At 46.3% G+C, this 13360-nt stretch carries 14 protein-coding genes; 8 read left to right on the plus strand and 6 right to left on the minus strand.

Annotation, left to right across the window (positions count from 1 at the left end; translation table 11 throughout):
- Window positions 1-34: 34 nt before the first annotated feature.
- Complete coding sequence (locus ODZ53_RS08955; RefSeq protein WP_372676694.1) at window positions 35-496, minus strand: MarR family winged helix-turn-helix transcriptional regulator; 462 nt, start codon at window positions 494-496, stop codon at window positions 35-37.
- Between the two features lie 174 nt (window positions 497-670).
- On the opposite strand from ODZ53_RS08955, the gene ODZ53_RS08960 reads away from it, so the two are divergent.
- Window positions 671-1090, plus strand: coding sequence for an organic hydroperoxide resistance protein (locus ODZ53_RS08960; RefSeq protein ID WP_015893936.1), 420 nt, complete (start codon window positions 671-673; stop codon window positions 1088-1090).
- Window positions 1091-1402: 312 nt separating this feature from the next.
- The gene (locus ODZ53_RS08965) at window positions 1403-2350 is read left to right on the plus strand and encodes an alpha/beta hydrolase (protein ID WP_372676822.1); all 948 of its coding nucleotides are present in this window, start codon (window positions 1403-1405) and stop codon (window positions 2348-2350) included.
- A 210-nt stretch (window positions 2351-2560) separates the two neighbouring features.
- Here the strand turns inward: ODZ53_RS08965 and ODZ53_RS08970 are convergent, their stop codons facing one another.
- The 4 genes from ODZ53_RS08970 to ODZ53_RS08985 form a co-directional block, all read right to left on the minus strand.
- A complete protein-coding gene (locus tag ODZ53_RS08970; protein WP_372676695.1) occupies window positions 2561-3544 on the minus strand; it encodes a FecCD family ABC transporter permease in 984 nt (327 codons plus the stop codon).
- The gene (locus ODZ53_RS08975; RefSeq protein ID WP_372676696.1) at window positions 3541-4551 is read right to left on the minus strand and encodes a FecCD family ABC transporter permease; all 1011 of its coding nucleotides are present in this window, start codon (window positions 4549-4551) and stop codon (window positions 3541-3543) included. Before ODZ53_RS08975 ends, ODZ53_RS08970 begins: the two co-directional genes overlap by 4 nt.
- Before the next feature lie 87 nt (window positions 4552-4638).
- Window positions 4639-5607, minus strand: coding sequence for an ABC transporter substrate-binding protein (locus ODZ53_RS08980; RefSeq protein WP_372676697.1), 969 nt, complete (start codon window positions 5605-5607; stop codon window positions 4639-4641).
- A 213-nt stretch (window positions 5608-5820) separates the two neighbouring features.
- Entirely contained in the window at window positions 5821-6969 is a 1149-nt protein-coding gene (locus ODZ53_RS08985) for a glycosyltransferase (RefSeq protein WP_372676698.1), read from the minus strand.
- A 360-nt stretch (window positions 6970-7329) separates the two neighbouring features.
- On the opposite strand from ODZ53_RS08985, the gene ODZ53_RS08990 reads away from it, so the two are divergent.
- From ODZ53_RS08990 to ODZ53_RS09015, 6 genes are all read left to right on the plus strand, one after another.
- Entirely contained in the window at window positions 7330-7689 is a 360-nt protein-coding gene (locus ODZ53_RS08990; RefSeq protein WP_372676699.1) for an alpha-helical endospore appendage domain-containing protein, read from the plus strand.
- 57 nt (window positions 7690-7746) lie between these two features.
- Entirely contained in the window at window positions 7747-8115 is a 369-nt protein-coding gene (locus ODZ53_RS08995) for an alpha-helical endospore appendage domain-containing protein (RefSeq protein ID WP_015893947.1), read from the plus strand.
- Between the two features lie 35 nt (window positions 8116-8150).
- A complete protein-coding gene (locus ODZ53_RS09000) occupies window positions 8151-8906 on the plus strand; it encodes a hypothetical protein (RefSeq protein ID WP_372676700.1) in 756 nt (251 codons plus the stop codon).
- A gap of 28 nt (window positions 8907-8934) precedes the next feature.
- Complete coding sequence (locus ODZ53_RS09005; protein WP_372676701.1) at window positions 8935-9858, plus strand: MBL fold metallo-hydrolase; 924 nt, start codon at window positions 8935-8937, stop codon at window positions 9856-9858.
- A 26-nt stretch (window positions 9859-9884) separates the two neighbouring features.
- Entirely contained in the window at window positions 9885-11756 is a 1872-nt protein-coding gene (locus ODZ53_RS09010; protein WP_372676702.1) for a glycosyltransferase, read from the plus strand.
- Window positions 11757-11982: 226 nt separating this feature from the next.
- Window positions 11983-12921 (plus strand): alpha-helical endospore appendage domain-containing protein, encoded by a 939-nt coding sequence (locus ODZ53_RS09015; protein ID WP_372676703.1) that lies wholly within the window; start codon window positions 11983-11985, stop codon window positions 12919-12921.
- 78 nt (window positions 12922-12999) lie between these two features.
- Here the strand turns inward: ODZ53_RS09015 and ODZ53_RS09020 are convergent, their stop codons facing one another.
- Window positions 13000-13341 (minus strand): zinc ribbon domain-containing protein YjdM, encoded by a 342-nt coding sequence (locus tag ODZ53_RS09020; protein ID WP_173626431.1) that lies wholly within the window; start codon window positions 13339-13341, stop codon window positions 13000-13002.
- Window positions 13342-13360 lie beyond the last annotated feature (19 nt).

Genomic DNA, 13360 nt, shown 5'->3' on the forward strand with positions numbered 1-13360 from the left:
TGGTATTCACGGTCCGTTCCTTTAAAAAGTAACGTTATCTTTTGGAATTGACGGCTTCGTTTGAATGATGGATGTGCGTAAGCAGATGTTGGCTACTTTGGAGAAGCTCACTAAATTCCTTAGGATCGAGCCTACTATTATTTAATAAAGCTTCTGGCAGTTTACAGGATTGCTCTTTTAGAGAATGTCCTTTTTCTGTCAAGCGAATCACGACAACTCGTTCATCCTCTTTCGAACGGTCTCGTGTGACCAATTTTGATTCTTGCATTCGTTTCAGGAGTGGGGTTAACGTGCCTGAATCTAGGTAAAGCTGTTCTCCAAGCTCTTTTACTGTACAGTCGCCATACTCCCATAAAACGAGCAGAACTAGATACTGTGGATAGGTTACGCCCATTTCTTCCAGATAGGGGCGATACATACGAGTAATTTCACGGGACAGTGCATATACGGTAAAACAAAGCTGATTCTTTAGTTGTAGAAATTCATCATTATTCATGGATAAAATCCACTCCGATATAGCATATTTTGAAAGAATGATAACGTCCAGGGTAAGTAATGTCAAATTTAATAGCGCGAAATTAAATAGCTATTCTTGTTGACAAGAATTCAAGTGAGTGGTAAATTAAATTGCGTACAATATAATCGTTAACAACTAAAGGAGAGAGTGTTCATGCAACCAATTTATACAACTTCTGTAACTGCTTCCGGCGGACGAAACGGAGTAGTGAAATCGTCCGATGGCGTACTTGATCTTGAAATTCGCACTCCAAAGGAAATGGGTGGACCTGGCGGTGCTTACACCAATCCTGAACAACTTTTTGCTGCTGGATATTCCGCTTGCTTCGATGGAGCACTGAACCTCGTTGCCCGTACAAAACGGATCAAGCTGGAGAGTACGACGGTTACGGCAAACGTTTCGTTTGGAAAAGATGCGGAGGGCGGATTCCAATTACACACGGTTCTTGAAGTTAAAGTAAACGGCGTTGACCGAGACACAGCAAAGGAATTGGTAGAAGAGGCTCACCAAGTATGTCCGTATTCAAGAGCAACTCGCAACGGCAACATGCATGTTGAATTAAGAGTCATCTAAACAAAAAGGGCCCGGAAGTAGGATGCTTCAGGCAGGGAACGGACATTCGCAATATTTTTTTACCTAATTGATTGTGTGCAATTAAATTTATGTAAACTTAATTTGTGGTGATTACTTTTACCGCTACAAAACCGAATACAAGATACAGTTCAACTCATGTGAAAAAATGTAAGGGAGAATTTATTCATGAACAAGAGTAAAGCATTACTTTCTGGTATTGCGCTCACATTACTGGTTGGCGGTTACAGTGTTAATACCTTCTTACACGCAGATGCTTCTCAACAAACAAAACAAGGAAAGTTGGAAAAGAAAATGGAAAATAAAGTAGTAGTGCTCGAGGCTGAAGCTCAGAAATTCGCAGACGCAACAGCTAACCCTCCGTATTTATTCGATCTTGGACCAGTAGAGGGGAGAAAGGCCGTGGATCAGGTTCAGTCTGGTCCTGTGAAGAAATCACCTGTTGATATTCAAGACCTTACCATTAACGGAGGGCCAAAAGGGACTGTGTCCATCAGGATTGTGAAGCCGCAGAACGCCCCTCAAAACCTCCCCGTAATTTTGTACACGCATGGAGCTGGCTGGGTATTCGGAAACGAGCATACGCACGACCGATTGATACGTGAACTTGCAGTTGGTTCCCAATCTGCAGTCGTGTTTACCAACTATAGCCTCTCTCCGGAAGCAAAGTATCCAGTTGCGATCGAAGAAGTTTACACAGCATTGGAGTGGGTATCGAAAAATGGAAAACAGCACGGCATGAACCCTGAAAAACTGGCAGTAGCAGGGGATAGTGTTGGCGGAAACATGACAGCAGCTATTACTCTCATGGCGAAAGAACGAAAAGGCCCACAAATTAACAAGCAACTGCTATTCTATCCTGTAACGGACGCGTCATTTGATACTCCTTCTTATCATCAGTTTGCCAAGGATTACTTCCTTCGTCGTGACGCCATGCAATGGTTCTGGGATCAATATACAACCGATCCGAAACAAAGAGCGGAAATCACTGCTTCCCCTTTGCGTGCAACGACAGAACAGTTGAAAGGACTTCCGGAGGCATTAATTATCACAGCGGAAGCAGATGTATTGCGCGATGAGGGGGAGGCTTACGGAAATAAACTTCGTGAGGCTGGTGTACCTGTAACAACGGTACGTTTCCAAGGGATCATCCACGATTTCGTTATGCTTAATGATTTGGCGAATACGGAGGCAGCACGTGGAGCCATGACATTGGCTAACGCATGGCTTAAACAAGAGTAAAAAGGGAAAATGTGAACATTGAAAAAAACCTAGACTGCTAATACTAATATCCCCTTTGAGTAGACAGTGTAAAAAGTTCGCCCACAAAGTGGTGGGTGGTACACTCTACTCGGAGGGGGTTTCTTATGGTTAGAAAAGGAGCGGTTCGAGAAAAAAACAAACCAGTGTGCCCCTGTACAATACAGGAACGCACTGGCTACATATGCTTTTTTACTTTCTCTTCTCTTGACGCACCAAATACAAGAAGTACGGAACACCGATGACCGCCGTCACGATACCCGCGGGAATCTCGAACGGAGGATTCAGTCCCCTCCCCAATGCATCTGCAATGACGAGAATCAACGCTCCCAAAACAGCCGCACCTGGCAACAGATAACGATGCTGATGACCGAACAGCTTTCTCGCCATATGTGGCGCAATTAATCCCACAAAACCGATCGAGCCAATCGCCGCTACACATGCGCCTGCCAACGCAACGGCGAGCAGCAAGAGCATATAGCGTGTTCGCACGACATTCAGTCCAAGCCCGGTGGAGCTCCCTTCATCCAGACTAATAATGTCCAGCTTTCGATGCAGGGCAAAGCTAATCGGAATGAATACGAGCAGCCACGGCAGCAAAGCGTAAATTTCATCCCAGCCTTTCCCCCACAAGCTCCCTGCCAGCCAGACAAGAGAATCATTGGCTTGCATCGGATACTTCACCATGATGAATTCCGTCAACGCTTGGCAGATCGCCCCTACTCCCATTCCAACCAAGGCAAACGTAGTTGGCTGTGCACCGCTTTTCCGAGCGAAATAGATGAGGGCAATCGCTACCGCTAGTGCTCCCAAAAACGCGACAATCGGGAGGAGAAGTGGTGAAGCAGTCGGAAACAAAATGATGACCACAACTGCAAACAAGCCCGCACCTTTTGTTACCCCTACGACATCCGGTGATGCCAGCGGATTACGAATCATTCCTTGCAAAATCACACCAGCGATCGCGAAGCCCGCTCCAGCAAGAATCGCGAGCAACGCCCGCGGCAATCGATAGTTTTCAATCATAAACGTAAGCGATGAAGCTTCGCCCATAATCACTCGAATGAGTTGATCAGGGCCGATAAAGATCGGACCGATCCCCATGCTAAGCAATGCTGCCACTAAGACTAAGGCACCGAGGCCCATCAGGAGCAGGGTGTTTTTTCGCGAAGTCATACCATTTCCCTCCCCTTTTTTCTCGCCAAGTACAGAAAGAACGGGGTTCCCAAGAGAGCCGTTACAATTCCTACAGGAGACTCAAACGGATAGGAAATCAAGCGAGCCAGGATATCGGAAAAGGTCACCAAGACAGCGCCACCAAGCGCAGACACAGGGATAACGCCGCGATAGTCCGTACCCACGAGCCTCCTTGCGATATGCGGAATCATCAGTCCGACGAACCCAACAGCTCCGGCGACAGCAACAGAGGCGCCTGCCAAAATAACGACAACAATATAAGACAGCAGTCGGACGCGGGCGATTTTTTGTCCCAACCCCATCGCGACTTCCTCCCCCAGTCGAAACACAGACAAAGAGCCAGACAGCCAGATCGCCAGCAGGAGTCCCGCCATCGACCATGGCAAAATCAATTGCACATCCGTCCAAGCCGCTCCGCTAATGGAGCCAGACAACCAGTACAATACATTCGAGATATGTTCGTTAAAAATAATAATTCCCTTCGTAATGGAGGTGAGCAGCAGGTGGATGGCCATTCCTACCAAAGCGATCTTGAGATTAGTCATCCCGCGGGAAGCTGCAAATCCAAAGACAACAAGTCCCCCGAGAATCGCTCCAGCAAATGCAAAATAAATGAGATTGGCTTTCCCGATATCCGGTAAAAACACAATCGCAAGTACGACCACCAGACAAGCCCCCGCATTCACGCCAAACACTTGCGGGGATGCCAGCGGATTGCGGGTAACGGCCTGCATCACGGCGCCTGCCACAGCCAAATTCGCCCCAATGATGGCTCCCAGCACGGCTCTTGGAACGCGGATGGTTTGGAAAATCAAGAGCTCCTTGGAGTATTCACCCGATAACCAATGCGTTACTAATGATCGAATCTGCAGCGAAGCTACTCCGGTAAACAAGCTCAGCAACAAACCAATCAACAAGAGAATTACCAAGCCGATCGCAAGGAGGACAAAGGTACTTTTTCGTTGTCGTGTCGTTGTTTTCTGCAATACAAGCCACCTCGATCTACTACCACGTGCAGGAACACGGAAAAGACCAGATCAGCGATCGGTCTTTTCCAGAATTTGCATCGTATATTATTTTTCCTTGCTATATAAGAGGTTCACTGCCTCTTCCACAATGCGTTCTGCGGATTTCAGTCCGCGATAGCGCGTCCAGAGGTCACGATTTACTTTGTGTACTTCCTGATTTTTGACTGCGGTGATATTGTTCCAGAGTGGATTTTGCTTCCATTCGTTCAACAGCGCGTCGTCAGCCTCCGCCAGGAAAATCACATCTGGGTCCCACTGCACCATTTGCTCCAGACTGATTTTTACCGTTGGCTCTGGCGCGTCTTGAATTGCATTTTTGATTCCAATCATTTCGAGCAATTCGCCATCAAACGATTTCGCACCATGTGCAGACAGCGAATCTGCGCGGAATACTCCCAGCATGACATTGCGGGAATCGCCAGCTTGTACCTTCTTTTTAAACTCCGCGATGATCTCCTTGTGCTTGATCAGGCGCTGCTCTGCTTCTTTTTGCTTGTTCAGCGCTTCCCCTATCGTGGCAAACGAGCTCAGGTTTTCCTGATACGTCGAGTTGCGGCTTTTCAAAATGATCGTCGGTGCGATTTTTTGCAAATCCTTGTAAATGTCCTTGTGGCGATTCAAATCACCGATAATCAAATCCGGCTTCAACGAGCTGATGACTTCCAGACTCGGCTGCTGGCGAGTCCCCACAGGGGTATACTCGATTTTTTTGCCGATCAATCCTTCTACGTCCTTATCCTTCTCCTGCGCGATTCCTACAGGCGTCACTCCCAGCTCCCATAGTCCGTCTACAAAGGAGTACTCCAGCGCGACGACTCTTTTCGGGTCTCCGATGATTTCCGTTTCGCCCAGCTCGTGTTTCACGATGCGCTTTTGTGCAGTTTTCGCGTTATCTTGACCTGCTGCTGGCTGTTTTTGCTCTGCGCTGCCGCACCCAGTCAGTAAGACCGTACCTGCCAGTGCAAGCGTCCAAAGCATATAGCCGAGACGTTTCATTCCATATGTTCGCTTCATCTTTTGTCCCTCACTCGTTGTGATTGATAATGATTATTATTACCGATAAAATGCGTTTTTTATTGTAACAATCCGCTGCCACAAATGAAACATTATGTTTATTAAACCTTTTACCGTAATAAAGATGATTAACGTCATTTTGTTCATGCTCTGCCATTACAAAAAAAGCCGTTACGTCTGAACTATCGACGTAAACAGCTTTTTGCCACAATGCTATTTGTTGTTTGACGTATGACTCACTTCAGCCGTCGAGCACAGCTTCTCTAATGCTTTCTTGGCAGGCGCATGATTCTCCGCCATTGCCAATGCCGTCTGATAAGCGGCCACAGCCTCCTCCACTTGATCCAATCCTTCGTAGCAAAGCCCTTTGTAGTACCAGGCGTGAAAACTTCCAGATCCCTTCAAGGTCAGATGCCGAATGTTGCTCTCCCCTAACTCCAAGCAGTGATCAAATGTCATCAAAGCACGTTTATAGTCCTTTTTCAAATACTGAATGATCCCTTTGTACAAATGCAAATCAACATAGTCCGGATACATCTCGATTGCCTTTTCAATTCCTGGCCAGGCTCCCTCAGCACTGCCGATCGCGATCAACGTAGAGTATTTGAGCTTATAAAGAAGCGAAGGAGGCATCATATGGTTTTCGAGAAACCCGATAATAGACAGATTCACGAACTTGAACGTTTTCTCATGCTCCTGGATACGTGAGAATTCACTGGCAAGATGATACTCAATCCATGGAGAGTGGTCCTCTTTTTCCAATTCCTTCATAAGTAGCCCAATATTGCGCTCGAACTTGTTCTTTCTGCCAGTACATTCATTCATGTAGCCGTAATGGTATATCCGTACAGGCAAGATTTGAATGTGGAGATCTTCGGTCAGATTGGGAAGAACCTCTTCTACGTTGAGCGTTTCATGGATGGGAAAATGGAAGCGAAAACCGATGCCATTGCGAAACAAACGTGAGTGAGCGATATGAAAAGCATCGTCTTCATTTATCTCATCTCCAATGTAATTAATTAGATGGATATAAAAAAGAGAATCTTCTTGACCACGAAGCAGCTCCTTCAAGCTCTTGCCATCTTCCTTATTCATTTCCTCATCGGCATCCATCCACAAAATCCAGTCGCCCGTTGCTTTTTCCAGTCCAAAGTTTCGGGCTTCTGCGAAGTTATCCTGCCACTCATACGAATGCACGACCGCTCCGAATGACTTGCATATCTCTACGGTGTTGTCAGTACTCCCCGTGTCTACAATAATCATTTCATCCACAAGATCTTTCACGCTTTCCAAGCACTTGTGAAGGCACTCTTCTTCGTTTTTTACAATCATACATAAGGAAATTTTGGGTGCCTCGGACATGCTGCTCATCTCCTTTTACACACATCACTGAGATCGTAGTCTATCCCCCCTTTACTCTATGAATGGACTGCTTCTTTCAGAACGCCGCCATTTCCTTGGCTTTCGAACCTTTTGCTGGAGCCGTGCATGACTCATGTCCTTTGTGCAACAGCCCTCAGGTTTTGCCTCCTTATCGAATGAGTACGATTAAGTTGTCATATTAAGATCGCGGTTACATAACATGTACTGCGAGGAAGATTCCGTTTATTCACTACCAATTACGCGATCCTGTGACGATCCTATCGTTTTTACGTACGCCTTCTATTTCGGGTAAGTCTTATTTTGTATACAAAGCCATACAAACAAAGGATGTGGATAACGATGTCAATGCCCACGGTCCCCAATATAACACCGGAAATCATATTGAAACGAAACGAAGTATTAAATCTGCTTCTCACCTCCATTGCGCTGGAGGAAATCGGACTTTCTCACATTATTAATACAGAGGGGGAAAAGATCCAAAGGATCGTGAAGGAGCAATCCCTCTCGCTCAATGATGCACTTGCCTTAAACAACAGCGTAGAACGCATGCTGCGCAATGTCATTAAGACCGAGATGCTCCTACAATTCAGGCTGGAGGATATTATCAAGCTGGAGCAGATGCATAATCATGAGGAGCATCATCACGATGACTTACCTGACACCCCTGACATCCCCGACCTTTCTTGCTTCAAAGAATAACCCTTACTACCTACACTGCTTTTCACGGGATCCTAATTTTATTGAAGAGGGATGATGATGACCTTACAAGATAAAGTTCCTTCATATGATGTGCCTACGCGCGAAGAAGCTCTGAGTCATTTGCTGCAATCGATTGCCCTAGAGGAAGAAGCCTTGTCCAGATTGCTAAACGCCGAAGCTGACAAAGCCCTTGCGTTCGTTGGCAAAAATCTGGACTTCCCCAACAACCCCTCTAATGATGAGATCATTACCTTTAATCGTACAGTCATTTCGATTCTGGATTCAGTGCTCATGGCTGAGTGGCTTTTGTTAAAAAAGCTGAACGCAGCCATTCACATGTACCCTGTGGCGCTTAAATCAAATTTTGAGATGGAAGCATCTAATTTCGGGGATGAATTGGATGACGACTTCACCATCGACTATTAACGATTGATCATTTCAGAAATTCGAGGTCAATTGCCATGAAGAACAAAGGTATCGATGACCAAACCGCTCTAAAGCTGACCTATTCCATCCTCCAGTTGGTCAAAGGATTGGAATCTCGCTTTCATCATGCCAAAGATTATGAGCTCATGCTGTTTGGCTACCAAATATCAACGATGATCAATCTGCTCGTCAGACTGCATACCCACATACATAATAAGCAGATTGCTCACAGCTTCCTTTTTGAATCGCATCCCCCCCTCCATCCCACTAGTGAAATGCACACTCCTGTCCTTACTGCGATAGCCCAGTTATCGGAATGGGTAAAGACATGGAGGATTCCACATAAACAAATCACCACCTTGATAGAAAATCATCTGCGGCAATTACAAGCTTTTTACTCGATAGAACCGGAAGAGAATTCCCCCTACGACAAGCCGATGCAATTGGAGCTAGAAGGAGATATTCGAGACGACGAACCTGTACAGCTTGACGTTCCACCTGTGCCTACCCCAACCCCTCCATTGCTCGCAAACAAAGCACGCATCGATACAGCCAAAAACCGGAAATCAGCACGTCAAAAACCCCCATTACTAGCACAGGCTGCGTCCGTCCCCACTCCCGATAAAAACAAAAGCAAAACCAAGCGTCCCAAGCATGTAACAAACGTGGCAAAAGTGCGTGGCCAGAAAAAAATGCTCGCTAAGCGAGTGTCTGCACCTACAAAGCCTCCCTTTGTACCGAACTCCGTAAAGGTACGTATCGGCAATGTCACCAAGGTCATCCACATATGAACCTGAATCTAATGAAGGAGTAAGGGATATGGCTCGTTTGGAATTGATCGAAGTGGCCGGCAACAGTTATGTGGTCTCCGGTAAATTCGGGATCGGTGTCTATTTGGATAGGTCCAGCAAAACTGCTGTTTGCATTGATAGCGGCCCGAATACCACTGTCATCGAGAAAGTATGCGCGAGAATCAGCGATCGAGGGTATCAAATCCTTGCCGTTGTTCATACACATGGTCACGCTGTTAACCACGGTGGCAATCCCTATTTGATAAAAAGGTTCCCCAACCTTCGCATCTATGCGACACATCTAGCATCCTATATCATCGAAAATCCGCATCTTGAGCCTTTGGTTTTTGACGCAGGTGGAGGGTCTGATACGAAGCCTGATGAAAGCAAAGAGAATACACGTGCGCTCGTAACGGATTATCTTCCATCCACCGATGGAATCTTTCACGTCCATACCATTCCATTCAAAATCGTCTCCTTACCTGGACATTCGCCGGGAATGGTCGGCATTATTACCCCTGATCATGTCCTTTACTGCGGCGATGCCTTGTTTGGTCCCAAAACATTGAACAAGCAGGATCTCCTTTTTTTTAACGATCTGAAGGCTGCCAGAAGAAGCTTCAAGAAGCTCTCGATGATGAAATTGAACGCTTATGTGCTGTACCATGGCGGACCTTACAAGACAGTCACAGGGCTAATTAACAGGCATCTCACCCTTATGAAAGACACCTCTGCTTTTCTTGAAGCATGGATTCATGAGCAGCCAAGCACTCTCGAACAAGTAGTCCAAAAGGTCATGAAAAAGTATGCGTTTGAAGATGACTTGCACCGCTACGGTTTGACTACCTCGATTGTCCGCTCTTATTTAAAAGAACTACAGCAAGAGAACAGAATTGTCGCAAAGGTGGACAATGGTTTACTGCTATTCAGCAAACCCGCGCCAAACACTTGAACAAAGGCTGTATATGGGGGTGTACCATGGGTAAAAAACGTATTTTAATCGGGAGTCCCATTCAACAATTCCCGATTATTTTGGAGGAATTTCTTCAATCCCTCACAGAGTTGACTACCAAAAATGAACTGATCCATTACCTGTTCATTGACGATAACAAAGACCCACTTTCCAGTACACTCTTGGCTGATTTCGAGAAGGAGAACAAACGAACCGTCATCCTCAAAAACACAGACGATGATACGTATGTCCGAAATGAAATGACCCATTATTGGACGGAACGGAATATTTGGAAGGTAGCGCAAATGAAAGATACGATTATCTCCTATGCGCTCAAAGAGGGTTTTGATTACTTGTTTTTGATCGATTCCGATCTCGTTTTACATCCACACACCCTGCAACAGCTGCTTCAAGCCAATAAAGATATTATCTCCAACATTTACTGGACACGCTGGCAGCCTGATTCGATTGAGCTTCCTCAAGTTTGGCTGATGGATCAATACACGTTAACACGCGAGGGCGCTTCCGAATCAGCGGAGAACCTAAACTTTTTGGAGATGCTGCGTAAACCGGGTGTGTATGAGGTAGGAGGCCTCGGTGCATGCACATTAATCCACCGAAAGGTCTTGGAGGCAGGCGTCAGCTTTAAACGAATTGCGAACTTGTCGTTCTGGGGAGAAGATCGGCATTTTTGCGTTCGGGCTGTAGCTATGGGCTTTTCTTTGCATGTGGATACACATCTTCCCGGGTACCACATCTACCGTCAGTCGGATCTGGCAGGAGTGAGCGATTATCGCAAAAAAAATGGCATGACAGCGAGGAAAGCGAATCAGATTTCAATCAGTTTATGCATGATTGTCAAAAATGAAGAAGACTCTCTGGAGCGTTGCCTCTCCACCGTTGCGGATCTCGTCGATGAAATCATTATCGTCGACACGGGTTCAACAGACCGCACGAAAGAAATTGCGTCCAACTATGGCTGTACCATTTATGATTTCGAGTGGATTGATGATTTCTCAGCCGCACGCAACTATGCGTTCAGTAAGGCAACCTGCCCCTATATTTTGTGGCTGGATGCAGACGATATCCTTCTGGAAAAAGACCGTCAGCTCTTCCGCGAGTTGAGGTTTACATTGAATTACAACATCGACAGTGTCACGATGAACTACAACCTTTCTGTAGACAGCAATGGGAATGTGGCATACAGCATTCGCCGCAATCGCCTCGTAAAACGCGACCGCGGATTTCGCTGGATCGGACCCGTCCATGAGTATTTGGAAGTGAGCGGTAACGTCATCAACAGTGACATATCCATCACGCATAACAAGCAGAAGGAATACACGGACCGCAATCTACAAATCTATCGACGCAGGGATGCCAAAGGGGAAGAATTCTCCCCACGGGACTTGTACTATTATGCGAATGAATTACGCGACAATCAGTATCATGAAGAGGCCATTACTTTTTACACGAAGTTCCTGAACACCCAACAAGGCTGGGTAGAGGACAACATTAACGCTTGCTTGAAGTTGGCGAGTTGCTATTCCCACCTCTATGAGAGACAAAATGTTCTGTCGTCGCTATACCGTACGTTCAACTACGATCGCCCACGGGCGGAAGCGTGCTGCCAGATTGGAGCCTTTCACGTCGAAGATAAAAATTGGCTGCTGGCCATTTTTTGGTATGATCTCGCAACAAAAGTAGAACGACCTGGTGAAAAGCTCGCACACATCGACCATGTTTCCTGGACCTGGCTACCTCATCTGCAACTCTGCTTATGCTATTCTCAAATGGGGGACAACGAGAAATCACGTCACCACAATGATATTGCCTATTTATACAACCCAACTCACCCTAGCATTCTCTACAACAAAAAGTACTTTGAGTCTCTGACCTGATTCCCCTCGTGATCATGAAAAAGTTACCCACCCTGTGGGTGAATGTCTACATGCCATAAGTAATGGTGGTCTATTTTTTGATGAGCACGGTGCTTACCAGTTAACACAAAGGTCAATCTGGAAATCAGATTGGCTTTTTTCCGTTTCTATACAGCCAGGCACGCGCACAGATAAAGCCTCATAGCATAGTAATAAGTTTTTGAATGTAACAGGAAGGATGAATGCCATGTCTCAAGCCAATATTCCCAATATTACTCCCACCATTACTGTAACGAGAGACGATGCTATCAATCTCCTCCTTACTTCCATCGCCATCGAAGAGCTCAGCCTCGGGCATATTATTCATGCAGAAGCAGAAAAAATGCAATATGCCATTGGTACACTACCAGGCTTGACTGTTCCTGCTTCGGTAAGCGATCTCCTTCTGGTGAATGCAAGTGTTCGCCAAACCTTGCAAGACGTTACGAAAAGTGAAATGCTCTTGCAATCGAAACTGGACAACATCCTGTCTGTTTCATCCAGCAGCACAGGTGCCATAACGGGGGCTACAGGGGCCACGGGCGTTGGTGTGACGGGTGCCACCGGGGCTACAGGTGCGACGGGGCTTACTGGACCGACTGGTGCGACGGGTGCCACCGGAGAAACTGGCGCTACCGGGGCCACTGGCGCGACTGGACCTGCATTCACCACTGAAAACTTCTCAGCCTTTTTATCAACTGTAACCCTTGGCGAATCTTCCCAATTCGTTAACTGGTCAACAGCAAGCCCCTACTATGGCAGCCCAAGTTTCAATCCGCTAACTGGCACTTATACAGTACCAGCGACTGGAACTTACGCCATCAAAGCAACCATTAACTATGAAACAAGCGAAGCCATTACCGTTAGTTTAGGCCCGGAAATCACCCCTGCAATTGAAGTACAGAGAATCACCCCTACTGCAACAAATCTCATTATCGGTGATTTTCCTGTTCTCAACGTAAACATTGCGCTCGTACTCATATTAAGAACCATCCTGGGGGCGGGAACCGTCACACTCGCGGGTGACGTTCAACTCAATGCAGGTGATACACTCGGTTTGTTCTATGTGGCCAATGGATTGACCATCAATCTCAACTTAGGCGGAAGCGGCGAGGGCATCGTCTGGTCCATTCACCGTCTCACCTAACAAGACCTTTCCTTTACGAAAAAAGCTGACTGCAATCTACCATGCAGTCAGCTTTTTCCTGTCCGTTACATTCCCAGCTTACACCTTTTTCACAAATTCCGATTTCAATTTCATTGGACCAAAACCATCGATTTTGCAGTCGATATCATGGTCTCCGTCAATCAAACGGATATTTTTCACTTTTGTTCCGATTTTCACGACCAAAGAAGTCCCTTTAACCTTGAGGTCTTTAATGACGGTTACGGTGTCGCCATCGTTCAAGACATTTCCATTCGCATCCTTGATGACCCTGTTATCTTCACCGTTGTCGCTGTCTGCTTGCAACGTCCACTCATGGCTGCATTCCGGGCATACCAAGGAGCTTCCATCTTCGTACGTGTATTCTGAATGACATTTTGGGCAATTTGGCAATTGACTCATTTTTGATATAACCTCCATT

This window comes from Brevibacillus sp. BD137 (genome assembly GCF_041644655.1).
GTDB lineage: Bacteria > Bacillota > Bacilli > Brevibacillales > Brevibacillaceae > Brevibacillus > Brevibacillus brevis_D.

Bases quoted from the DNA above. Each gene is read 5' to 3' on its own strand.
- ODZ53_RS08985 (WP_372676698.1), bottom strand. From the start codon at position 6,969: ATGTCCGAGGCACCCAAAATTTCCTTATGTATGATTGTAAAAAACGAA.
- ODZ53_RS09015 (WP_372676703.1), top strand. From the start codon at position 11,983: ATGTCTCAAGCCAATATTCCCAATATTACTCCCACCATTACTGTAACG.
- ODZ53_RS08955 (WP_372676694.1), bottom strand. From the start codon at position 496: ATGAATAATGATGAATTTCTACAACTAAAGAATCAGCTTTGTTTTACC.
- ODZ53_RS09010 (WP_372676702.1), top strand. From the start codon at position 9,885: ATGGGTAAAAAACGTATTTTAATCGGGAGTCCCATTCAACAATTCCCG.
- ODZ53_RS08960 (WP_015893936.1), top strand. From the start codon at position 671: ATGCAACCAATTTATACAACTTCTGTAACTGCTTCCGGCGGACGAAAC.
- ODZ53_RS08990 (WP_372676699.1), top strand. From the start codon at position 7,330: ATGTCAATGCCCACGGTCCCCAATATAACACCGGAAATCATATTGAAA.
- ODZ53_RS09020 (WP_173626431.1), bottom strand. From the start codon at position 13,341: ATGAGTCAATTGCCAAATTGCCCAAAATGTCATTCAGAATACACGTAC.
- ODZ53_RS08965 (WP_372676822.1), top strand. From the start codon at position 1,403: ATGGAAAATAAAGTAGTAGTGCTCGAGGCTGAAGCTCAGAAATTCGCA.
- ODZ53_RS08970 (WP_372676695.1), bottom strand. From the start codon at position 3,544: ATGACTTCGCGAAAAAACACCCTGCTCCTGATGGGCCTCGGTGCCTTA.
- ODZ53_RS09000 (WP_372676700.1), top strand. From the start codon at position 8,151: ATGAAGAACAAAGGTATCGATGACCAAACCGCTCTAAAGCTGACCTAT.
- ODZ53_RS08995 (WP_015893947.1), top strand. From the start codon at position 7,747: ATGACCTTACAAGATAAAGTTCCTTCATATGATGTGCCTACGCGCGAA.
- ODZ53_RS09005 (WP_372676701.1), top strand. From the start codon at position 8,935: ATGGCTCGTTTGGAATTGATCGAAGTGGCCGGCAACAGTTATGTGGTC.
- ODZ53_RS08980 (WP_372676697.1), bottom strand. From the start codon at position 5,607: ATGAAGCGAACATATGGAATGAAACGTCTCGGCTATATGCTTTGGACG.